Raw genomic sequence first — 20,809 nt, forward strand, 5'->3', positions numbered from 1 at the left:
GGAATGGGGTGAGACCCAAGGTGAGGCGACTGGCGGACCACGGTGGCCTCGCGAGGCGAACCCCGGCTGGTGAAGCGGCGCGACCCCGACGCCCCAGGGCATGGGCAGGGGTGAGGCGCGTGGCCCGCAAGCCGAGAGATGGCGGGGGAGAGATGGCGGGGCGAGAGAGGCGAGGGCTGGCGCGGTGCGGGCGAGGCCGCGGGTGGGGTGAGAGCCGAGGCCCGCTGGCTGAAGGGCTACTGGGAGCGGCCTCGCGAGGTGAACCCCGGCCGGTGAGCCGTGTGTCCCCGGTGGCCCGGGGCGTGGGCTGGGTGAGTTCCGTGGCCCGCACGCCGAAAGACGGCGGGGGGTGACGGCGGGGGGTGACGGCGGGGGGTGACGGCGGGGGGTGACGGCAGCGGAAGACAGCGGCGGAGCCCCCGCCCCCTCACCCCACCCGAACCTCCCCCCGCCTCACCGCCCTCCCCAACTCCTCAAAATCCCGCTCCGTCTGGTCCGCATACGAAAACGCGTACCTCACCAGCGACTCGTCAAGACTCTCCCCATCCGAGCAGTACCCCGCCAAAACCCGCACATCCAGCGACCGCGCATGCGCCCGCGCCAGCAACGCCCCCGCCAGCCGCCCGTAATCGTCCAAATCATGATGCGACAACGCCGAAGGGTCGATCTTCCCCTTCCGGTTCCGGAACTGCCGCACGATGTAGTCCCGCCCCTGCACCGACGTCCACCCCAGCAGCACGTCCGTATCGGCCTGCACCAGCCGCGACCCCCGCACCACTCGCTCACCCTCGTGCCGGGACGGCGCAAGCCCGAGGTACGGCGCCAGCGCCGACCCGATCGCCTGTTTGACCTGCAGGATCATCGGCTCGTCCCCGTTGCCGCGCATGAGGACGAGGTAGTTGCGCAGTCCCACCGATCCGGTGCCGACCACGCGGAAGGCCACGTCGTAGACGGTGTAGCGGCGGATGAGCGCGGCGAGTGAGTCGGGGAGGGTGGTGGTGTACTCGTCGAGTCCGGCGACCACGGCGTCGGCGACTTCCGCGGAGACGGGGGTGAGGGTGGGCGGGTCGGCGACGAAGCGCCAGTCGCCGTTGCCGTCGCGGCGGGTCCATTTCGCCGCGGCCTTCGCCGAGGTGTTCTTGCGGGCCTTGGCGGCGGCGTCCTGGAGTTCGTCGATGAGGTCGTGGGAGCCGATGCGGCGGAGGGTCTTCTCGTCGGCGAGGGCGTACCAGGAGTCGAGGAACGGCTGGGCGGCGAGCGCGGCGGCGGCGCGGCGGTAGAGCTCGACGGTGTCGTGGACGGCCGAGCGGCAGTGTTTCTCCGATACTCCGGCGACGCGGCCGGCGAGCACCAGTGATGTCGCGAGGCGTTTGACGTCCCATTCCCAGGGGCCGGGGGCGGTTTCGTCGAAGTCGTTGAAGTCGATGACGATCTCGCCGTCCTTGCGCCCGAAGAGGCCGACGTTGGCGGCGTGGGCGTCGCCGCAGAGTTGCGCGGTGATGCCGGAGGTGGGGTCGTCGGCGAGGTCGTGGGCCATGAGCCCGGCGGCGCCCCGGAAAAACGAGAACGGCGAGGCGAGCATGCGTTCGACGCGCAGGGGGATCAGCGAGGGCACACGTCCCGCGGAGGTGGCGCGGATGTACTCGGTGATGGTGGGCCGCCCGGCGGTGGGCGCGTGGTCGCGGTGGACGGCGTGGTCGGCGATGTCGCGCAGGGCCCGGCCGTGGGCGTGGGCGTCCTCGGGGGCGGTCCAGGACCGCCAGTCCGTCCTCTGTCGATGCACGTCCACAAGTGTGCCGCGCGCTACCTCGCCGCGCGGCTTCCTTTCGCGCACCGGCGGCGGCCGTAGTCTGATCCGGCCCAAACGGTGAGTCCTGGAGTGACCGATGCTCGTGCTCGACCTGATCGGCGTGGCGGTGTTCGCCGCGTCCGGCGCTTCGGCGGGTGTCGCCAAGCGCCTCGACCTGTTCGGTGTGGTGTTCGTGGGCATGGTGACCGCCCTGGGGGGTGGGGTGATCCGTGACGTGGTGATCGGCTCGACGCCGCCGCTGGCGTTCACCGACTGGGAGTACGCCACCACGGCGTGCCTGACGTCGCTGGCGGTGTTCTGGCTGCATCCGCAGGTCGACCGGCTGCGGCGCACGATGCTGGTGCTGGACGCCGCCGGGCTCGGCCTGTTCAGCGTGGTCGGGGCGATGAAGGGCGTGGACTTCCACGTGCCGCTGGTCGGCTCGATCATGGTCGGCATGATCACCGGCATCGGTGGCGGCGTGATCCGCGATGTGCTCACCAAGGAGATTCCGGTGGTCCTGCACCGCGAGATCTACGCCTCGGCCTCGCTGCTGGGCGCGGCGGTCGTCGTGACCGTCACCCACTTCGGGATCGCCCGGCCCGTCCCGATCATCGGGGCGATCCTGCTGGTGTTCGGGCTGCGGCTGCTGTCGCTGTACCGGCGCTGGTCGGCGCCGACGCCGCGGGTGGGTCCCACCTCGGGATAAAGCGCGCGACATGGGCGTGATCGTCCCCGATACTGCCGGACGTGACAGCGACGTACACCGATGCCGAAGCCGCCGCCCTCTACGACGTGCTGAACCCCTGGGATCCGGCCGAGTGGCCGGGTGACGCGTTCTACGCCGGGCTGATCGAGGACGCCGAGAGCGTCCTGGACGTCGGCTGCGGCACCGGGCAGGCACTGGCCCACGCCCGCGCCGCCGGGCACACCGGGCGGCTGGCGGGCATCGACCCGGACGCCGCCGCGCTCGACGTCGCGCGGGCCCGCGCCGAGGCCGAGTGGGTCCTGGGGACCGCCGCGAACATCCCGTGGACGGGCGAGTTCGAGCTGGCGTTCATGACCGGGCACGCCTTCCAGTTCATCCCCGCCGCCGAGCTGGACCGCTCGCTGCGCGCGATCCGCGCGGCCCTGCGTCCCGGCGGGCGCTTCGCCTTCGAGACGCGCCACCCTCAGGCGCGCGCGTGGGAGCACTGGATCCCCGCCAACGAGGACACCGTCACCGACGCCGCCGGGCGCGTCCTGCGCGTCTGGCACGACCTGGAGTCGGTCACCGGCGACGAGGTCACCTTCACCGGCACCACCGCCGACCCCGACGGGACGGTCCTGCGCGTGGAGCGCGCCACTCTCCGGTTCATCACCGAGGACGCGCTCGACACGGCTCTGGCGGCGGCCGGCTTCACCGTGGAAGCACGGCACGGGTATTGGGACGGCCGCCCGGTGGACGCCGCCTCTCGCGAGATCATCACGATCGCGCGGGCGTGAGGACTACTCGCCCCGCATCGACTCGTGGATCTCCTTGCACTCGGGGCAGATCGGGAAACGCTCGGGATCACGGGAGGGCACCCACAGCTTGCCGCACAGGGCGCGCACCGGCGTCCCGTTCACCATCGCCTCCATGAGCTTGTCCTTCGGCACATAGTGCGCGAAGCGCTCATGGTCACCCTCGTCGTAGCGGAGTTCGCTGACGCGCTCCTCGATGATCGTGCCGCCGTCGGTCTGCGGGTTGGTCACGTGAGGCTCCGGATCGGTCGGTTAACGAAAGACCCGTCCAGTGTCGCACGCGGCCGCACTACTCGTCGGCGTCCACCACCGTGTGCGGACGGGCCTCCAGCGCGCGCGGATCGTCCGGCTCGGGACGCTTGTGGAAGAAGTGCCGCAACCGGTGCTGCTCCTTGGGCGGACGGTCATTGGCCAGCAGCACCGCGAACCACGGCAGCAACGCGCCGCCCACGATGCACCCCAGCGCCCACAGCCACGCCAGCGGCACCTTCAGCGTCACCAGGACCACGGCCAGGATCACCAGCACGATGCGCGCGCACATCATCAGCACGTACCGAAGACGCCGGTCGCGCAGCTGCTCGTCCTGGCTCTTCTCCGCGTTGGTGATCAGCGCGGGCCTGCCATCCGCCATACCCCCAGCCTGCCAGATCCGCACGACGGCGGCCGTGCCAGGATCGAACGGTTTCGACGAGGGAGGGAAGAAAATGCGCGCTGTGGTGCAGACCGTCTCCGAGGCGAGTGTCACCGTCGGCGGGGAGGTCGTCGGAGAGATCCGCGACGGCCTGCTGGTCTTGCTCGGCGTCACCCACACCGACGACGAGGCCGTCGCCGCCAAGATGGCCCGCAAGATCTGGGACCTGCGCATCATCGACGGCGAGAAGTCCGCAAGCGACCTCGGCGCGCCCGTCCTCGTGGTATCCCAGTTCACCCTTTACGGTGACGCCCGCAAGGGCCGCCGCCCCACCTGGACGGCCGCCGCGCCCGGACCCGTCGCCGAACCCCTCGTCAACGCCGTGGTCACCGCCCTGCGCGAACACGGCGCCGTGGTCGAGACCGGACGCTTCGGCGCCGACATGTACGTGGCGAGCGTCAACGTAGGTCCCCGGACCGTCCTCCTCGAACTCTGAGGGCTCATAAACTCGAACGGCCGTTTGTGACCCTTGGGAGCCCACGCATGATCGATCTCGACGCCCTGCCGCCACTACGAGCGTGGCAGCGCAAGGCACTGGTCTCGTACCTGCGCGCCCGCGACCGCGACTTCCTCGCCGTGGCCACCCCCGGCGCCGGGAAGACCACCTTCGCGCTGCGCGTCGCCGCCGAGATGCTCAATGACGGCACCGTCGAGCAGCTCATGGTCGTCGCCCCCACCGAGCACCTGAAGCTCCAGTGGGCCCAGGCCGCCGCCCGCGTCGGGATCTCCCTCGACCACACCTTCCGCAACGCCGACGTCCACCAGTCCAGCGACTTCCACGGCGCCGTGGTCACCTACGCCCAGATCGGCGCCGACCCCGCCGTCCACCGCCGCCGCACCATGACCCGCCGCACCATGGTCGTCCTCGACGAGGTCCACCACGCCGGCGACTCCCGCAGCTGGGGCGAAGGCGTCCGCCTCGCCTACGAGCACGCCGAACGCCGCCTGTGCCTCACCGGAACACCCTTCCGCTCCGACGACAACCCCATCCCCTTCGTCACCTACGAACACGGGCCCGGCGGCCTGCTCACCTCCCGGCCCGACTCGGTATACGGCTACTCCGAGGCGCTCGCCGACCACGTCGTGCGGCCCGTGATGTTCCTGGCCTACTCCGGCGAGGCCCGCTGGCGCACCCGCGCCGGCGACGAACTCGCCGTCCGCCTGGGCGAACCCCTCACCAAGGACCTCACCTCCCAGGCCTGGCGCACCGCCCTCGACCCCACCGGCGAATGGATGCCGCAGGTCCTGCGCGCCGCCGACGCCCGCCTCACCGCCCTGCGCGGCGCCGGGATGGGCGACGCCGGCGGCCTCATCATCGCCTCCGACCAGACCCAGGCCCGCGCCTACGCACGGCTCATCGAACGCATCACTGGGCTCCCACCGGTCGTGGTCCTGTCCGACGACGCCGGCTCCTCCGACAAGATCGCCAAGTTCGCCGAGTCGGACGACAAATGGCTGGTCGCCGTCCGCATGGTCTCCGAAGGCGTCGACATCCCCCGCCTCGCCGTAGGGGTGTACGCGACCAACGCGCACACGCCCCTGTTCTTCGCGCAGGCCATCGGCCGCTTCGTGCGCGCCCGGCGTCCCGGCGAGACCGCCACGGTGTTCGTGCCCTCGGTGGCACCGCTGCTGGAACTCGCCGCCGACCTGGAACGGCAGCGCGACCACGTCCTCGGCGGACCCAAGGACGAGGACCCCGAGGCGCTGCTGCGCGAGGCCAACCGCGAGGAGAAGGCCGGAGAGGACGACCGGCGCACGACCGAGACGCTGCACACGTCGGCGGAGCTCGACCAGGTGATCTTCGACGGGACGTCGTTCGGGACGCCCGTGGCGTCCGGGACGCCGGAGGAGGAGGAGTTCCTGGGGCTGCCGGGGCTGCTGACGCCGGACCAGGTGTCGATGCTGCTGTCGAAGCGGCAGGCGGAGCAGATGGCGCGGTCTTCTTCCTCGCCGCGGGCGGTTCCCGCGGCGCCTTCGTCGCCGCAGAGGAACATGACGGCGGCGGAGCGGCGGGTGGGGTTGCGGCGGCAGCTGAACGCGCTGGTGGCTTCGCGGCATCATGCGACGAATGAGCCGCACGGGAAGATTCATGCGGAGTTGCGGAGGTTGTGCGGGGGGCCGCCTAGTGCGCAGGCGACGATCGAGCAGTTGGAGGAGAGGATCGCGCGGATTCGGGATTGGTGAGGGGGGTGGGGCTCTCTCTTTGGGCGCAGGACCTCGGCTTGCGGGGCATCCCGGGGGTCTCTCCTACCCCGTGCGCCTCATGCCAGTCGACGTGCGTAGCGGCCTGACTTGGGCTGCAGCAGCCCGGGTCGCGCCGCCCTGGGCCGCAGCGCCCCCGGGGCCCATCGGCCTCGTCGTGCCTCTCCGCCTTGGCCCGTCGCCTTCCATCCCCACCGTGGTCGGTCGGCGTGCTGGCCGCGGATCTTCCGTCGTTCGGTCTCGCTCTAGCACCACCCCGGCCCGCACCGGCCTCATCTCGCCTCTCCCCCTGCCGCGTCCCCTTCCATCCCCACCGTGATCGTTCGGGTTGCTGCCTGCGGATCTCCCGTCGTTCGGCCTTGGCGACGGTGAACGAGGAACCTGGGGGTGTCAAGACGGTAGAGCGTGTCTTGACACCCCCAGAACCCTCGTTCCAAAGACCCGTCAGGCCGCACGCCGAAAGATCCAGCTCTCGAAGGAAAGGTTGTGCGGGGCCTCGTCTGTCGTGACGGGCAGGTTTGCAAGCTGCGGGTCAGGTCAAGAGCCCTACCCTGCTACGCATCGCACCCGGGTTGTGACATCGTCACCGGTTCTCGTCTCGGGCGGGCTTCACCCACCGCTGGCGTGCCCACACCGCCAGGACTTCGTCTCGCCCTCACTGCACGGGGCTGCGCGTCGCACCCGGCTTTAGCCAGCGTCACCGGCTTATCTTCGGGCGGGCTTCACCCATCGCTGCTTGCCCGGCCCGGCTCTTGCCTTCGTCTCGCGCTTGCCGCACTTCAGGCTGCGCGCACATCGCACCCGGCTCATCTACCGTCTACCGCCCTGCGTTCGGGCTTGCTTCACCCCATGCTCGTGGGGGGCTCCGGTCGGTCTGTCGGCTTGCTGGGGGGCTTGCCGCGCTTCTCAGGCCGGGTTGTGCCTCTCGGTCTTCCGCCGTCCCACGTGCCGGTGTGGTGAAATCACCCGTTCGTGGAAGGCCTTGGATACGGACACGGCCCCCGGAGGTGTCTCCGGGGGCCGTTAAGTCCTGTTGTCCCTAGTTCTTGGACATCATGTCGCTGCCGCGCCAGGTGACCTCGGGGTCGACGACGTAGTCGACCGCGATCTTCACCAGCTGCTCGGCGTACTTGTTGGCGTGGTGTCCGCAGAACACCAGGTCGCCGGCTCCATCGGCAAGGAGAATTCGCACCTTGGCCGCTGCGGAGCACCGGTCGCAGCGCTCACCGGTGGTAGGACGCGCCGCCGTCTCCGGCGGGGGCATCAGGGTCGGGGTCATTGACTCCTCCTCGTCCGCTGTGACCGGTCAACGCCACTCGTCCTGACGTGGGCTGGTCCGGGGGTTACTTGACTCAAGGTCCAACACGTTACCGACGTCGTTGCCTTCCCCGATCTCGTCGTCGGCGACGTGTCTCACACACAACCGCCTTGCACTACTGGATGTTCCCCGTTGTCGCGGGGAGCATTCCCATTGTCGCCGATCGGGGCGACGGTTTCGCCCGGGCGGCGCCCACCACGGCGGTTTCCCGACGTAGCGGCGTCGCCACTGGCAGATCACGTTATCCGGCCCGCGGCCCGATCGGCAACCGGTGCGTACGCACAGGCGACCAAGGGCCGACGGACTGTGACCGAAGGGACCTGAAGATCAGTCCAGATAGTCGCGAAGCACCTGCGAACGGGACGGGTGCCGCAACTTGGACATGGTCTTGGACTCGATCTGGCGGATGCGCTCGCGGGTGACGCCGTACACCTGCCCGATCTCGTCGAGGGTGCGCGGCTGGCCGTCGGTGAGGCCGAAGCGCAGCCGGACGACGCCCGCCTCGCGCTCGGAGAGCGTCTGCAGGACCTGCTGGAGCTGGTCCTGGAGCAGGGAGAACGACACCGCGTCCACGGCCACGACGGCCTCGGAGTCCTCGATGAAGTCACCGAGCTGGCTGTCGCCCTCGTCACCGATGGTCTGGTCCAGCGAGATCGGCTCGCGGGCGTACTGCTGGATCTCCAGGACCTTCTCGGGGGAGATGTCCATCTCCTTGGCCAGCTCCTCCGGGGTGGGCTCGCGGCCCAGGTCCTGGAGCAGCTCGCGCTGGATGCGGCCGAGCTTGTTGATGACCTCGACCATGTGCACCGGTATGCGGATGGTGCGGGCCTGGTCGGCCATGGCGCGGGTGATCGCCTGGCGAATCCACCAGGTGGCGTAGGTGGAGAACTTGAAGCCCTTGGTGTAGTCGAACTTCTCCACCGCGCGGATCAGGCCCAGGTTCCCCTCCTGGATCAGGTCCAGGAAGGCCATGCCGCGGCCGGTGTAGCGCTTGGCCAGCGACACCACCAGACGCAGGTTCGCCTCCAGCAGGTGGTTCTTGGCGCGGTCGCCGTCACGGACGATCCACATCAGGTCCCGGCGCAGCTGGGTGACCAGCTTCTCGCCCGCCTCGTCGGCGGTGCGCAGGCGCTCCACCGAGTACAGGCCCGCCTCGATGCGCTTGGCCAGCTCGACCTCCTGCGCGGCGTTCAGCAGCGGCACCTTGCCGATCTGCTTGAGGTAAGCGCGCACCGAGTCGGCCGAGGCGGTCATCTCGGCGTCCTTGCGGGCCTGCTTCAGGGCCTCGGAGTCCTCGTCGTCCCAGTCGAAGTCGAGTTCCTCGTCATCGCCGAGATCGGGCTCGTCGCCCTCACCCTTCGCGGTGGCCTTCTTGGCGGTCTTCTTCGCCGTCTTCTTGGCCGTCTTGCGGGCCGCCGGCTTCGCGGCGGCCGCCAGGTCGGCCTCGATCATCGAATCGTCGAAGTCCTCGGGCTCGGCGCCCTCGGCGTCGATGTCCTTGGGTGCGGTGGCCTTGGCCGCCGTCGTCTTCTTGGCGACGGTCTTCTTGGCCGCCGTCTTCTTCGCGGCGGCCTTCTTGACCGGAGCCTCGCCGTCCTCCTCGGCCGCGGCGGCCGTGGTGGAGGACGTGGTCACCTTCGCGGGAGTAGCGCGCTTACGAGTGGTGCGCGCAGTGGTCGCCTTCGAGGCCGGAGTCGCCGCGCGCGCAGCCGGGACGCGGCGGCGGGTGGTGCCCGCCGATCCGTCCACCACGATGGTCACGTCGGCTTCGGTGAGGGCCCGCAGGATCTTCTTACCCTGCGCCGGGGTCACGCCCTCCAGGCTGTGGGCGACCTCCCCGGACGTGATCTGCCCACCGTTGGCGGCGGCCTGCTCCAGGATGGACTCAGTGAGAGAGCGGATGTCAATGCCGGTGGGGCGCGCTGCGGTCACGAACTACCTTCCGAGGCGGTTGGCGGGCACGCCGAACCGTGACCGGTTCGGGCTGATTTCTGGTTACTTTCTTGGTCTGCGACCCCCGCTTCGCTCCGGCGTCGCGTGGGCAGGCGTGAATTGTAACGCCCTACTGCCCGGATCATCTTCTGTCAAGGCCGCTGTGACGAAAAAACCCGCGCCCTGATATCGGGCCGTGTTCACTTGGCACGATGGGGTCATGGATCCCGAAGAAATCTCCGATCATCCCATCTCCCGGCCATGGCCCCTGACCAGCGGCCCGATCCCCGGTGGCGAGGACCTCCCCGCGCTCCTCGGCCTCGCCTTGAGCATCGCCGCCGAGGCCGCCGCGCTCGCCCGCGCCACCCGGGAGAAGGCGCTGACGGAGATCTCCACCAAATCCAGTGCCACCGATGTGGTCACCGCCGCCGATAAAGCGGGCGAAAGGCTCATCAGGGAACGATTGGCCATTGCCCGTCCGGGTGACCCCATCGTGGGGGAGGAGGGCGGGGAACAGGACGCGGTGCCCGGCACCGTCCGCTGGATCCTCGACCCCATCGACGGGACCGTGAACTACGTCTACGGCGTCCCTTACTACGCCGTGGCGATCGCCGCCGAGCGCGACGGGCGGCTCCTGGTGGGCGTCGTCCACAACATCGCCGACGGGACCGTCTGGCACGCCGCCGCGGGCCTGGGCGCCTACCGGAACGGTGAGCCCGTCCACTGCGGCAGCCCCACCGACCTGTCCTGGGCGCTCATCGCCACCGGCTTCGGCTACGACAAGGAGGTCCGGCGGTGGCAGGGCGAGATCCTCGCCGCGGTGATCCCCGAGGTCCGCGACATCCGCCGGATGGGCTCGGCCGCGATCGACCTGTGCCTGCTCGCCGAAGGCGTCCTGGACGGCTACTACGAGCGCGGGCCGCACCTGTGGGACTACGCCGCCGGCGGGCTCATCGCGGCCGAGGCGGGCGCGGTGGTCAGCGGCCTCTACCGCGAGGCCCCCGAGATCGGCATGACCCTGGCGGCGGCGCCGGGCGTGTACCCGGCGCCGCGCGCCCTACTTCAAAGTCGGATTCCCGACACGGAATCCACGGAAGGCTGATTTCCGGATGGATCGGTCAGCTGGCCGAGGTCTGCGGAGTGACCTCGGTCCCCTTGCCGATCTCACACGTCCCGGGAGGCGCGGTCGGGCGGCCGATCTCGCCGAGCGACTGCACCTTCTCGCTCTCGGTGTTCACCTGGCGGAAGCCGTCGCCGATGATGACGTCGATGGTGGTGTCGTCCCGGTCGGGGACGAACTGCCGCTCGGCGTCCAGGAAGTACGCGCTCAGCACGTGCCCGGCGCCCAGCGACTTCGGGCCGTAGACGATGCGGGCGGAGGTGGTCAGGCCCTCGACCTCCTTGTCGTCGGTCTCGACGACCTTGTACCCGTACTCCTGGAGATCGGCCTTGACCTGCCCGGCCAGGCCCGGCTCCTTGGTCGAGTTGAACACCCGGACCTCGACGTCCTGCGGTTTCGGCATCGCCAGGTTCACCGGGACCTCGCCCGGCTCACACCCCGCCAGGTCCGCCTGGGAGTCGTTCATGATCGCCCAGGCGGCGGTCGCGGTGGCCACCAGCGCCAGCGTTCCGATGATGATCAACGCGCGCACGCGAGCCAACCGCATGACCGGCCTCCCCGAAGTCGACGACGCTCAGAGGCTATCGTGCCCCGGGCCCGCTGCTGATCCGCATGGCGCAATGACCCGTCCACGTGCGTGTTCGGCGCGTCGTGCCGGTCCGTCCGATTCGGGCCCGCGACACGCGGACAGTCGCCTGAGTCACATCCGGAACAAAAACCGGGTGGCGGGTGTACCTACGATGCATCGACGCGGTAAGGTACCGCGCCTCAGGGGGTACCCCGCCGCGGGGAACCGCGACCGCAGGTGTGTCGACAAGGGACGGCTCGGCGGCTCGCCGCGGGCAGGAACATGAAGCGCGTGGTCGTCACCGGCCCCGCGCATAACGAACATGGGAGTGTGAACACCAATGGCTACCGACTACGACGCGCCGCGTCGGGACTCGGACGACTCGAGCGAAGACAGCCTCGAAGAGCTCAAGTCGCGTCGTACCGATGCGCAGTCGGGCAGCGTGGATGTTGACGAGGCGGAGGTCGCGGAGAACTTCGAACTGCCCGGAGCGGATCTGGCCGACGAGGAATTGACGGTCAAGGTCCTGCCGATGCAGACCGATGAGTTCCGTTGCTCCAGTTGCTTCCTGGTCCACCACCGCAGCCAGCTCGCCTCGGAGAAGAACGGCCGGCTCATCTGCCGCGACTGCGCCGCCTAGGCGCGTCCGCGATCCCGGGTGAGGACCGGGACGCAGTACGGCATTGAGTCAGGGCGCGGGGAGACATCAACGAGACCGGACAGGGTGCGCGTCGTCCGCAAGGGCGGTGCGCACCCTGTGCCATACGCGCGGCTAGGCCCGCGCGCCCACCGCGGCGCGCAGGGCCTCGGCGAGCTGCTCGGGACGGCGGGTGGAGACGATCCAGTACGGCGTCGGGTCCTCCGGGTCGTCCAGGGTCACCTTGACCGCGCCGCTCATCCACGGACGCTGCACGACGAAGGCCAGCGGGTCCAGCCCGACGGTCATCGCATCGCGCAGGGGCGTCCCCGACAACGGGGTCACCTCGGCGATGAACTCCACGGGCAGGCGGGCGTCGTCGACCTTGAACTCGCCGTCCTCGACGGCGACGCGCAACCTGCCCAGCCACAGCAGCACCACCACCGCCAGGGGCGGGATGACCACGTAGGCGATCCAGGCCCGCAGGCCGGGCGCGCCCATGTGGATCTGCGCGGCGATCAGTGCGACGATCGCCAGCGAGCCCACCCAGGCCCACCAGGACAGGTACATGCGCTCACGGAACGAACTCACCGATCGAGACTACCGAGAGGCCGACGAATGACGTCCACAGGCACCGGCGTGGAGACCGTCACGGTCGCGCTGCGAGCCGTCGACCCCGATCTCCCCGTCCCCGCCTACGCCCACGACGGTGACGCCGGGGCCGACCTGTACTCGGCCGAGGACGTCGAGATCGCCCCCGGCGAGCGCGTCCTCGTCCGCACGGGTGTGGCCATCGCGCTCCCCGACGGGTATGTCGGACTGGTGCACCCGCGCTCGGGCATGGCGGCCCGGCTGGGCGTGACGGTGCTGAACGCGCCGGGTACGGTCGACGCCGGTTACCGCGGCGAGATTCTGGTGAACCTGGTCAACCACGACCGGGCCACCACCGCGAAGATCTCCCGTGGCGACCGCGTCGCGCAGCTTGTGGTGCAGCGGGTCGCGCGGGCGCAGTTCGCGGTGGTCGACGCGCTGCCCGGCACCGCGCGCGGCACCGGAGGACACGGATCGACCGGCGGCCACGCCGCATTCGAGCGGAAGGACTGAGGGAACGGTGTTTCGACGTCGCAAGAAGAAGGACGAGCCGGTCACGCCGGTGGAGGCCGACGAGGTCGCCGAGGACCTCGGCGACGAGGACGCCGAGCCCGGCCAGGACGGTCCCTACGACTCCTCCGAGGCGCCCAAGGACGGCGTCCACCGGCTGGACCTGGGCAGCCTCCTGGTGCCCGTGGTCGAGGGCATCAACGTGCAGATGCAGGGCGACCAGCAGGGCAACATCCGCCAGGTCGTGCTGATCCACGGGGACTCCGCGCTGCAGCTGATGGCCGTGGCCGCGCCGCGCACCGAGGACATCTGGGACGAGGTCCGCGAGGAGATCCAGGCGCAGATCCACCGCGAGGGCGGCAGCGTCAAGGACGGCGAGGGTCCCTACGGTCCCGAGCTGCACGCGCGCCTGAAGGGCCCCAAGGGCACCGTCCAGGCGCGTTTCGTGGGCATCTCCGGGCCGCGCTGGCTGATCCGCGCGGTGTTCCAGGGCAAGGCCGCCGTCGATGACGAGGCGGCCGCGGTCCTGGACGGCGTGCTGCGCGGCGTCATCGTCGAGCGCGGCGACGACCCGCGTCCGGTGTCGGAGCCGCTGCCCATGACCCTCCCCAAGGAGGTCGCCGAGCAGGCCCGCGCCCAGGCCGCCGCCGAGTCGAACGGGGCCCGCAAGCCCTCGCCCGGCGCTTCGGCCGAATAGCTTTAGATCACTGTTCTTCAGGACATTCAGCGGCCCGGGGAGGGTTCTCCCCGGGCCGTCCTGTGCCCTGCGCCACTGCCGGGAACCCCGCGTGCCGGTCTCGTCCACAAGGTCGCTTGGGTGAGCGCGGCCCGCGTACGCTGGCTGTGAAGGTTGCGACCAGCGGATGGAGCCTCCCAGTGACGGCCGTGAAGCAGCTCGACCCGGAGAAACCCGGGCGGCTCAAACGTCTCTTCGCACGTCTTTCGGCCGACGACTCGCAGATCGAGGCCGAGGAGCTGCAGCGGGAGTGCACCCGGGCGTCGTGCCGTCCGATGGGGCAGATCCAGCCCGGTGAGACCGTCGCGGTCACCGGAAGGCTCAAGGCGGTGACGTTCACGCCGTGCACCAACCTCCCCATGCTGGAGGCGGTCCTCTACGACGGGACCGACAAGATCACCCTCGTCTGGCTGGGCCGCCGCCGCATCGCCGGCATCGAGCCCGGAAGATTGCTGACCGCGCGCGGTCGCGTCGCGGTGCGCGATGACCGTAAAGTTATCTTCAACCCGGAGTACACCCTGGCACCGCCCATGACGTGACCGGTCGCGTCCCGTTCCGGCCGGGCCGTGACCAGCGAGGAGCATCGTGACCGATCAGCAACCAGCCGCCACTGGCAAAGAGGCGGCCGAGCAGCCGTTCGGTGAGCAGCTGGCCGGCCAGCTCGGCGGCGTCCGGGGGATCATCGAGGCCAGCGTCCCGGTGGCGGTGTTCGTCATCATGAACATCGTGTGGGACCTGCGTCCCGCGATCATCACCGCCGCCGCCTCCGCCGTGGCCATCGCCGTCTGGCGGCTCGTGCGCAAGGAGACCATCCGCCACGCGATCAACGGGCTCTTCGGCATCGCCGTCGGCGCCTACCTGGCGTGGAAGAGCGGCGAGGCCTCCGACTTCTACCTCCCCGGCATCCTGATCGGGCTCGCCTACGGGCTCGGCATGCTCGTGTCGGTGCTCTTCCGCCAGCCTGCGGTCGGCTGGGTGTGGGCCGTGGTCGCCGGCGGCGGCAAGAAGGAATGGCGCGACAACCCCAGGCTCCTGCGGATCTTCACCTGGCTGACGATCCTGTGGGGCGTGGTGTGGCTGGCGAAGAACATCCTGCGTTGGACGCTCTACGCGATGAGCGCGGAGACGACCTTGGGCGTGGTGACGCTGGTGGCGGGATACCCGGTGACGGGTGGGCTGGTGGCGATCACGATCTGGGCGGTGCGGAAGGATCTCTCGCTGAAGCGGGCGGCGGCTTAGGGGGCGTGCCCGGCGTCGGCAAGTCCGGCGTGATCGAAGGGCTCGCCCATGCCATCGCCCGGCGCGCGGTGCCCACTTCGCTTCGGGCGAGCCGGGTGATGCCGCTCGACTGCCGCTTTTCGGGCCGCGCCATCGACACGCTCACCGGCGACGGCATCCTGACGGGACAGCTCGACATCACCGGGACCTACATCCTCACCGCGACGGCCGCCACCCAACTGGCGCTCGCCTCGGCGGGGGAGCGGTACACCGCGTTCACGGGCGCGCTGCTGGGCGTCCTGCGGGAGGGCATCGCGGACGGCGGGTCGCTCACCTCGCGATCGCCCGGAACCGTCAGGTGGGGCCGAGGCCGCCGGACGCGGCGTGAGAGCAGAGCCGACGCCCGGACCCGGCGAAGGGCCGGCCGGTGATGTCAGTCCACCCCGAGCATGACCACCCGCAGCGCCTCCTCGGCGTCCTCGGCGCACACGAAGACCAGCTCGTCGCCGGCCTCCAGGGGGTCGTCGGCGGTGGGGGAGATGACGCGCTTGCCGCGCAGGATCGCGGTGAGGGCGCTGTCGGGGGGCATGGGGACCTCGCGGAGGGGGCGGCCGACGTAGGGCGCGTCCTCGGGGAGGGTGATTTCGACGAGGTTGGCCTGGGACTGGCGGAAGGTCATCAGGCGGACCACCTCGCCCACCGACACGGCCTCTTCCACGAGGGCGGCCATGAGGCGGGGTTTGGACACCGACACGTCCACGCCCCACTGCTCGGTGAACAGCCACTCGTTCTCGGCGCGGTTGACGCGGGCGACCACGCGGGCCACCGCGAACTCGGTCTTGGCCAGCAGGGACACCACGAGGTTGACCTTGTCGTCGCCGGTGGCGGCGACCACGGCGTCGCACTCGTTGAGGCGGGCGGCCTGGAGGGAGGACAGCTCGCAGGCGTCGGCGAGGACCCACTCGGCCTGCGGGACGCGCTCGGGACGCACCATCGACGGGTTGCGGTCGATGAGCAGGATGCTGTGCCCGTTCTCGGCGAGCTCGGCGGCGATGGAACGGCCCACGTTCCCGGCGCCCGCGATTGCCACGCGCATCACTGGTGTCCTTCCGGAGCGTGGGCGGCGACGCGGCGGACCGCGGTCGCCAGGTCATCGGTGACCAGGACGTAGATCTCGTCGCCGTCCTGGATGACGGTCGACGGCGTCGGGACGGCGCCCAGCCCGAAGCGGGTGATGTAGGCGGTGCGGACGCCCGTGGCGTGCTCCAGGCGTTCGAGGGGCTGACCGACCCAGCCCTCGTTCACGTCCAGGTGGACCATCGCCACCGTGCTGGTCGGGTCGCGCCAGATCTCGGGGGTCTCACCGGGGTCGAGGTGCCGCAGGAGACGCCCGGCCGCCCACCGCACGGTCGCCACGGTGGGGATGCCGAGACGCTCGTAGACGGCGGCGCGCCCGGAGTCGTAGATGCGGGCGACGACGTTGGACACGCCGAAGATCTCCCGGGCCACGCGCGCGGCGATGATGTTGGAGTTGTCGCCCGAGGACACCGCCGCGAACGCGTCGGCGCGGTTGATGCCCGCCTCGGCGAGCACGGTGCGGTCGAAACCGACCCCGGTCACCGTCTTCCCGTCGAAGTCCTTGTCCAGGCGACGGAAGGCCTCGGGGTTCTGGTCGATGACGGCGACGGAGTGCCCGCGCCCGGTGAGGTCGCGGGCGAGGGTCGAACCGACCCGGCCGCAACCCATGATCACGACATGCACTCGACTGTCTCCAGCTTGACGTGCCCTGACGGACTCTTCACGTGTTCCAACTCAGTGCTTTGACGCGGTCATGACGCACCCGCATACAACAGCGTGCCACGTGACACTGGGTACGGACACGATCACCTCCGAATGTCGCCCGCGCGCTGTCGCAGACGGTGGCTAGGCTGTCGCAGTGGCTCGTCCGACCGAACTGGTGAAACGGCTCCTGCTGGGCAGGCCGTTCCGCTCCGACCGGCTCGCCCACGCGGTGCTCCCCAAACGCGTGGCCCTGCCGGTCTTCGCCTCCGACGCTATGTCGTCGGTGGCCTACGCCCCGGAGCAGATCTACCTCGCCCTGAGCATCGCGGGCGCGGGCGCGTTCGTGTACGCGGGCTGGATCGGCCTGTTCATCGCGCTGGTCATGATCGCCGTCGTGGCGTCCTACCGGCAGAACGTGCACGCCTACCCCTCCGGGGGCGGTGACTACGAGGTCGCCACCGTCAACCACGGACCCGCGGCCGGCCTGGTCGTCGCCAGCGCGCTGCTCGTCGACTACGTCCTCACCGTGGCCGTGTCGATCTCGGCCGCCGCGGCCAACATCGGCTCGGCCCTCACGATCGTCGACGAGCACAAGGTGGCGTTCTCGCTCATCGCGATCTTCCTGCTGGCCGCGGTCAACCTGCGCGGCATCCGCGAGTCGGGCGTGGCCTTCGCCGTCCCGACCTACGCGTTCATCTTCGGCATCATCGCGCTGATCCTCTACGGCCTGTTCCGCGCCTTCGTGCTCGGCGACACCCTCACCGCCGAATCGGCGAACTTCCAGCTCGTCGCCGAGGAACCGGACCTGGCCGGCGTCCCACTGGTGTTCCTGCTCCTGCGCACCTTCGCCTCCGGCTGCGCCGCCCTCACCGGCGTCGAGGCCATCTCCAACGGCGTCCCGTCGTTCAAGCCCCCGAAGGGCAAGAACGCCGCCACGACACTGCTGCTGATGGGCTCCATCGCCGTCGCGATGTTCATGGGCCTCATCGCCCTCGCCAACATCACCGGCGTGCAGATGGCGGAGAACCCGCGCCTCCAGTTCCTCGACGCCCCCAACGGCTACATCCAGAAGACGCTCCTAGCGCAGCTCGCCCAAACCGTCTTCGACGGCTTCCCGCCCGGCTTCGTCTACGTCACCGCCGTCACCGGCCTCATCCTCGTGCTGGCCGCCAACACCGCCTTCAACGGGTTCCCGGTGCTCGGCTCCATCCTCGCCCAGGACCGCTACCTGCCGCGCCAGCTGCACACCCGCGGCGACCGGCTCGCCTTCTCCAACGGCATCGTGATGCTCGCGCTGGCCGCGATGATCCTCGTCATCGTCTACGACGCCGACGAGAACAAACTCATCCAGCTCTACATCGTCGGCGTGTTCGTGTCCTTCGTGATGAGCCAGTCGGGCATGATCCGGCACTGGAACCGCCACCTGCGCACCGAACGCGACGCCCGGGCCCGCCGCCGCATGCGCCGCTCCCAGGCCATCAACGCCTTCGGCCTGGTCATGACCGCCGCGGTACTCGTCATCGTGGTCGTCACCAAGTTCACCCACGGCGCGTGGCTGTCCATCGTCTTCATGGTCGCCTTCTACCTGATGATGCGGCTCATCCGGAAGCACTACGACAACGTCGCCCGCGAACTCGTCCCACCCGACGAGCGCCCGCCCCTGCCGTCCCGCAACCACGTCGTGGTCGTCGTCAGCAAGCTCCACCTGCCGACCCTGCGGGCCCTGTCCTACGCGCAGGCCACCCGGCCCGACACCATCGTCGCCCTCACCGTCAACGTCGACGACGCCGACACCCGCGCCCTCCAGGCCGAATGGGACCGCCGCCGCATCCCCGTCCCCCTCTCGGTCGTCGAATCCCCCTACCGCGAGATCACCCGCCCGATCATCGACCACATCAAGGGCATCCGCAAAGCCTCACCACGCGACGTCGTGACGGTGTTCATCCCCGAGTACGTCGTCGGCCGCTGGTGGGAGAACCTCCTGCACAATCAAAGCGCCCTGCGCATCAAGAGCCGCCTGCTGTTCGAGCCCGGCGTGATGGTGACCAGCGTGCCCTGGCAACTCGCCTCCAGCGAGAAACGCGATCTAGACCACTTCGACGACAGGATGTCTCCCCGCCGATGAGCGCCATCGACCTGCTCACCCTCGACATTGGCGCGATCGCCCACGGAGGGCACTGCGTCGCCCGATCCGAGGACGGCCGGGTGGTCTTCGTCCGGCACGCGCTGCCCGGCGAACGCGTCGTGGCCCGCGTCACCGAACGCAAGAAGAGCTACCTCCTCGCCGACGCCGTGGAGATCCTCACCGCCGCCCCCGGACGCCGCGAAGCCCCATGCCGCTTCGCCGGACCCGGCGCCTGCGGCGGCTGCGACTTCCAGCACGCCGACCGCGCCACCCAGCTCGAACTCAAAACCGCCGTCCTGCGCGAACAACTCGTCCGGCTCGGCGGCTTCGCACCCGAAACCGTCGCCGACCTCACCGTCGAAGCCCTCCCCGGCGGCGAGACCGGCTGGCGCACCCGCGTCCAATACGCCATCGGCGAAGACGGCCGCGCCGGACTCCGCGCGCACCGCTCCCACCGCGTCATCGACGTCGACCGCTGCCTCATCGCCACCCAGCGCATCCAGGACGCCCCCGTCCTCGACGAAGACTGGACCGACTGGGGCGGCGTCCAGGTCATCGACTCCGACGAACCCGAGGTCAGCGTCTACGCCGCCCGCGCCGAACAGCGCTCACACGGCCGACGCCCACACGCCGAACACGTCTCCGGGCCCTCCTTCATCACCCAGCACGCCGCCGGACACGAGTTCAAACTCATGGCCGACGGCTTCTGGCAGGTCCACCCCGGCGCCGCCAAGGCCTACGTCGACACCGTCCTCGACTTCCTCGCCCCCCTCGAAGGCGAAAGCGCCTGGGACCTCTACGGCGGCGCCGGGCTCTTCGCCGTCGCGCTCGCCGACGCCGTCGGCCCCCTCGGCGAGGTCACCCTCGTCGAAGCCGACCAGCGCGGCAACGCCGTCGACAACCTCACCACCGACCACCCCCGCGCCGGAGTCGTCTGGGACCGCGTCGACAAGGTCGTCGACCTCCTGCCCCAGCCCGACCTCGTCGTCCTCGACCCGCCCCGCACCGGCGCCGGCGAGGCCATCGTCCGCGGCATCGCCGAAGCCCGCCCCCGCGCCATCGCCTACGTGGCCTGCGACCCCGCGGCCTTCGCGCGCGATGCGAAACTATTCGGCGAACTCGGCTGGGACATGAAGCGCGTCCGCGCCTTCGACGCCTTCCCCATGACCCATCACTTCGAGACGATCGCGCTGTTCGAACCCCGATAGGCCGACACCGCCAGCCGAGCGAAGGACCGCACCAGCGGTGGCGCGCCCTCCGGGGCCGCCACCACCACCCGGCTCGGCGGCATGTCCCGCAACGGCACGACCACCACCCCACCCGGCAGGTCGTGCCCCAACGGCGCCAGCCCGATCGTCCCGTTCCACAAGACCGCCTGCACGCACTCCTGCACACCCCGCACCACCGGGCCCTCCCGGCGCTCGCCGCCGTTCCAGAACTCCCGCCACCGCTCGTCGGTGGACGCCGGGAACTGGAACCAGCGGCGCCCGGCGAGCTCGGCGAGGGCGAGGCCGTCCCGGCGCGCGAGCGGATCGTCGGCACGCAGGACCGCGCCCACCGGGTCCTCACGCAGCACGTGCACCACCAGGCCCGTGGTGTCGAAAGGCGCACGCGTCACCGCCACATCGGCCAGCCCGGTGCGCAGACCGCACGCCGGATCGCTCAGATCGCTCTCACGGACCCGCACCTCCACCCCCGGATGCGCTCGCCGGAACATCTCCGCCAGCCGCGCGGCACCCGGGTCGGTGGCACCGCCCAGGACACCGACCGTGATCGAGGCGGAGGCCGCGACCCGCTCCCGGATCCGCCCGGCCCGCGCCAGCAGCTCCCGCGCCTCGGCCAGCAGCGTCGTCCCGGCGGGGGTGAGCGTCACTCCGCGCGGCGTCCGGTCCAGCAGCCGCACACCCAGCTCGGTCTCCAGGGCCTTGACGGCCCGCGAGAGCGGCGGCTGGCTCATGTGCAGGCGCGCGGCCGCCCGGCCGAAGTGCCCCTCCTCGGCGACGGCGACGAAATACCCGAGCCCGCGCAGGTCCATGACCGGCGACGATACGCCGAAGGTATCGAGACGACGGAAGCGGTCTTGGACG

The 20,809-nt window shown here is 70.3% G+C and carries 23 protein-coding genes; 13 read left to right on the plus strand and 10 right to left on the minus strand.

Annotated features, from left to right (window positions below; all coding sequences use genetic code 11):
- Positions 1-427: 427 nt before the first annotated feature.
- On the minus strand, positions 428-1,783 hold the full coding sequence (locus QSK10_RS23995) for a DUF2252 domain-containing protein (protein ID WP_285665195.1): 1,356 nt from the start codon (positions 1,781-1,783) through the stop codon (positions 428-430).
- Positions 1,784-1,886: 103 nt separating this feature from the next.
- Between QSK10_RS23995 and QSK10_RS24000 the strand changes: the two genes are divergently transcribed.
- Positions 1,887-2,498 carry a trimeric intracellular cation channel family protein gene (locus QSK10_RS24000; protein WP_285665196.1) on the plus strand — a complete coding sequence of 204 codons (612 nt, stop codon included), beginning with the start codon at positions 1,887-1,889 and terminating at the stop codon, positions 2,496-2,498.
- Positions 2,499-2,539: 41 nt separating this feature from the next.
- Positions 2,540-3,274, plus strand: a complete 735-nt coding sequence (locus QSK10_RS24005) for a class I SAM-dependent methyltransferase (protein WP_285665197.1) — start codon at positions 2,540-2,542, stop codon at positions 3,272-3,274.
- Between the two features lie 3 nt (positions 3,275-3,277).
- Here QSK10_RS24005 and QSK10_RS24010 read toward each other — a convergent pair whose 3' ends face one another.
- On the minus strand, positions 3,278-3,523 hold the full coding sequence (locus tag QSK10_RS24010) for a DUF3039 domain-containing protein (RefSeq protein ID WP_285665198.1): 246 nt from the start codon (positions 3,521-3,523) through the stop codon (positions 3,278-3,280).
- Positions 3,524-3,581: 58 nt separating this feature from the next.
- Positions 3,582-3,923: a DUF3099 domain-containing protein gene (locus QSK10_RS24015; RefSeq protein WP_285665199.1), complete on the minus strand. Its 342-nt coding sequence runs from the start codon at positions 3,921-3,923 to the stop codon at positions 3,582-3,584.
- A gap of 73 nt (positions 3,924-3,996) precedes the next feature.
- Here QSK10_RS24015 and dtd point away from each other — a divergent pair, with 73 nt between their 5' ends.
- Complete coding sequence (gene dtd, locus QSK10_RS24020; protein WP_285665200.1) at positions 3,997-4,419, plus strand: D-aminoacyl-tRNA deacylase; 423 nt, start codon at positions 3,997-3,999, stop codon at positions 4,417-4,419.
- A 47-nt stretch (positions 4,420-4,466) separates the two neighbouring features.
- Complete coding sequence (locus tag QSK10_RS24025) at positions 4,467-6,167, plus strand: DEAD/DEAH box helicase (protein ID WP_285665201.1); 1,701 nt, start codon at positions 4,467-4,469, stop codon at positions 6,165-6,167.
- 1,057 nt (positions 6,168-7,224) lie between these two features.
- Here QSK10_RS24025 and QSK10_RS24030 read toward each other — a convergent pair.
- Together QSK10_RS24030 and QSK10_RS24035 are read right to left on the minus strand one after the other, a co-directional pair.
- Positions 7,225-7,464: a DUF7455 domain-containing protein gene (locus tag QSK10_RS24030; protein ID WP_285665202.1), complete on the minus strand. Its 240-nt coding sequence runs from the start codon at positions 7,462-7,464 to the stop codon at positions 7,225-7,227.
- 366 nt (positions 7,465-7,830) lie between these two features.
- Positions 7,831-9,435 carry an RNA polymerase sigma factor gene (locus tag QSK10_RS24035; RefSeq protein ID WP_285665203.1) on the minus strand — a complete coding sequence of 535 codons (1,605 nt, stop codon included), beginning with the start codon at positions 9,433-9,435 and terminating at the stop codon, positions 7,831-7,833.
- Positions 9,436-9,655: 220 nt separating this feature from the next.
- On the opposite strand from QSK10_RS24035, the gene QSK10_RS24040 reads away from it, so the two are divergent.
- Positions 9,656-10,537 (plus strand): inositol monophosphatase family protein, encoded by an 882-nt coding sequence (locus QSK10_RS24040; protein ID WP_285665204.1) that lies wholly within the window; start codon positions 9,656-9,658, stop codon positions 10,535-10,537.
- Between the two features lie 16 nt (positions 10,538-10,553).
- Here QSK10_RS24040 and QSK10_RS24045 read toward each other — a convergent pair whose 3' ends face one another.
- Positions 10,554-11,102, minus strand: a complete 549-nt coding sequence (locus tag QSK10_RS24045) for a LytR C-terminal domain-containing protein (protein WP_285665205.1) — start codon at positions 11,100-11,102, stop codon at positions 10,554-10,556.
- A gap of 361 nt (positions 11,103-11,463) precedes the next feature.
- On the opposite strand from QSK10_RS24045, the gene QSK10_RS24050 reads away from it, so the two are divergent.
- On the plus strand, positions 11,464-11,763 hold the full coding sequence (locus tag QSK10_RS24050) for a DUF4193 domain-containing protein (protein WP_285665206.1): 300 nt from the start codon (positions 11,464-11,466) through the stop codon (positions 11,761-11,763).
- Between the two features lie 132 nt (positions 11,764-11,895).
- Here the strand turns inward: QSK10_RS24050 and QSK10_RS24055 are convergent, their stop codons facing one another.
- Complete coding sequence (locus QSK10_RS24055; protein ID WP_285665207.1) at positions 11,896-12,351, minus strand: DUF3093 domain-containing protein; 456 nt, start codon at positions 12,349-12,351, stop codon at positions 11,896-11,898.
- A 27-nt stretch (positions 12,352-12,378) separates the two neighbouring features.
- Here QSK10_RS24055 and dut point away from each other — a divergent pair, with 27 nt between their 5' ends.
- The 5 genes from dut (at position 12,379) to QSK10_RS24080 (ending at position 15,246) form a co-directional block, all read left to right on the plus strand.
- A complete protein-coding gene (dut, locus tag QSK10_RS24060) occupies positions 12,379-12,864 on the plus strand; it encodes a dUTP diphosphatase (protein WP_285665208.1) in 486 nt (161 codons plus the stop codon).
- 7 nt (positions 12,865-12,871) lie between these two features.
- Entirely contained in the window at positions 12,872-13,558 is a 687-nt protein-coding gene (locus QSK10_RS24065) for a DUF3710 domain-containing protein (protein WP_285665209.1), read from the plus strand.
- Positions 13,559-13,737: 179 nt separating this feature from the next.
- A complete protein-coding gene (locus tag QSK10_RS24070) occupies positions 13,738-14,136 on the plus strand; it encodes an OB-fold nucleic acid binding domain-containing protein (protein WP_285665210.1) in 399 nt (132 codons plus the stop codon).
- Positions 14,137-14,179: 43 nt separating this feature from the next.
- A complete protein-coding gene (locus tag QSK10_RS24075) occupies positions 14,180-14,836 on the plus strand; it encodes a DUF3159 domain-containing protein (RefSeq protein WP_349497705.1) in 657 nt (218 codons plus the stop codon).
- Between the two features lie 5 nt (positions 14,837-14,841).
- The gene (locus QSK10_RS24080) at positions 14,842-15,246 is read left to right on the plus strand and encodes a hypothetical protein (RefSeq protein WP_285665212.1); all 405 of its coding nucleotides are present in this window, start codon (positions 14,842-14,844) and stop codon (positions 15,244-15,246) included.
- A gap of 2 nt (positions 15,247-15,248) precedes the next feature.
- On the opposite strand, the gene QSK10_RS24085 is transcribed toward QSK10_RS24080, so the two are convergent.
- Complete coding sequence (locus QSK10_RS24085) at positions 15,249-15,911, minus strand: potassium channel family protein (protein ID WP_285665213.1); 663 nt, start codon at positions 15,909-15,911, stop codon at positions 15,249-15,251.
- Complete coding sequence (locus QSK10_RS24090; RefSeq protein WP_285665214.1) at positions 15,911-16,576, minus strand: potassium channel family protein; 666 nt, start codon at positions 16,574-16,576, stop codon at positions 15,911-15,913. Before QSK10_RS24090 ends, QSK10_RS24085 begins: the two co-directional genes overlap by 1 nt.
- A gap of 175 nt (positions 16,577-16,751) precedes the next feature.
- Here QSK10_RS24090 and QSK10_RS24095 point away from each other — a divergent pair, with 175 nt between their 5' ends.
- Complete coding sequence (locus tag QSK10_RS24095) at positions 16,752-18,722, plus strand: APC family permease (RefSeq protein WP_285665215.1); 1,971 nt, start codon at positions 16,752-16,754, stop codon at positions 18,720-18,722.
- Positions 18,719-19,930 carry a class I SAM-dependent RNA methyltransferase gene (locus QSK10_RS24100; protein WP_285665217.1) on the plus strand — a complete coding sequence of 404 codons (1,212 nt, stop codon included), beginning with the start codon at positions 18,719-18,721 and terminating at the stop codon, positions 19,928-19,930. The genes QSK10_RS24095 and QSK10_RS24100 overlap by 4 nt, the downstream gene beginning before the upstream one ends.
- On the opposite strand, the gene QSK10_RS24105 is transcribed toward QSK10_RS24100, so the two are convergent.
- Positions 19,894-20,757: a LysR family transcriptional regulator gene (locus QSK10_RS24105; RefSeq protein WP_285665218.1), complete on the minus strand. Its 864-nt coding sequence runs from the start codon at positions 20,755-20,757 to the stop codon at positions 19,894-19,896. The genes QSK10_RS24100 and QSK10_RS24105 overlap by 37 nt on opposite strands.
- Positions 20,758-20,809: the final 52 nt, after the last annotated feature.

Source organism: Actinorhabdospora filicis (assembly GCF_030269765.1).
GTDB lineage: Bacteria > Actinomycetota > Actinomycetes > Mycobacteriales > Micromonosporaceae > Actinorhabdospora > Actinorhabdospora filicis.

What these genes read in the sequence shown, in the direction of transcription:
- QSK10_RS24000 (WP_285665196.1), top strand. Translation starts at nt 1,887, where the DNA reads ATGCTCGTGCTCGACCTGATCGGCGTGGCGGTGTTCGCCGCGTCCGGC.
- QSK10_RS24015 (WP_285665199.1), bottom strand. Translation starts at nt 3,923, where the DNA reads ATGGCGGATGGCAGGCCCGCGCTGATCACCAACGCGGAGAAGAGCCAG.
- dtd (WP_285665200.1), top strand. Translation starts at nt 3,997, where the DNA reads ATGCGCGCTGTGGTGCAGACCGTCTCCGAGGCGAGTGTCACCGTCGGC.
- QSK10_RS24025 (WP_285665201.1), top strand. Translation starts at nt 4,467, where the DNA reads ATGATCGATCTCGACGCCCTGCCGCCACTACGAGCGTGGCAGCGCAAG.
- QSK10_RS24030 (WP_285665202.1), bottom strand. Translation starts at nt 7,464, where the DNA reads ATGACCCCGACCCTGATGCCCCCGCCGGAGACGGCGGCGCGTCCTACC.
- QSK10_RS24040 (WP_285665204.1), top strand. Translation starts at nt 9,656, where the DNA reads ATGGATCCCGAAGAAATCTCCGATCATCCCATCTCCCGGCCATGGCCC.
- QSK10_RS24045 (WP_285665205.1), bottom strand. Translation starts at nt 11,102, where the DNA reads ATGCGGTTGGCTCGCGTGCGCGCGTTGATCATCATCGGAACGCTGGCG.
- QSK10_RS24050 (WP_285665206.1), top strand. Translation starts at nt 11,464, where the DNA reads ATGGCTACCGACTACGACGCGCCGCGTCGGGACTCGGACGACTCGAGC.
- dut (WP_285665208.1), top strand. Translation starts at nt 12,379, where the DNA reads ATGACGTCCACAGGCACCGGCGTGGAGACCGTCACGGTCGCGCTGCGA.
- QSK10_RS24085 (WP_285665213.1), bottom strand. Translation starts at nt 15,911, where the DNA reads ATGCGCGTGGCAATCGCGGGCGCCGGGAACGTGGGCCGTTCCATCGCC.
- QSK10_RS24100 (WP_285665217.1), top strand. Translation starts at nt 18,719, where the DNA reads ATGAGCGCCATCGACCTGCTCACCCTCGACATTGGCGCGATCGCCCAC.
- QSK10_RS24105 (WP_285665218.1), bottom strand. Translation starts at nt 20,757, where the DNA reads ATGGACCTGCGCGGGCTCGGGTATTTCGTCGCCGTCGCCGAGGAGGGG.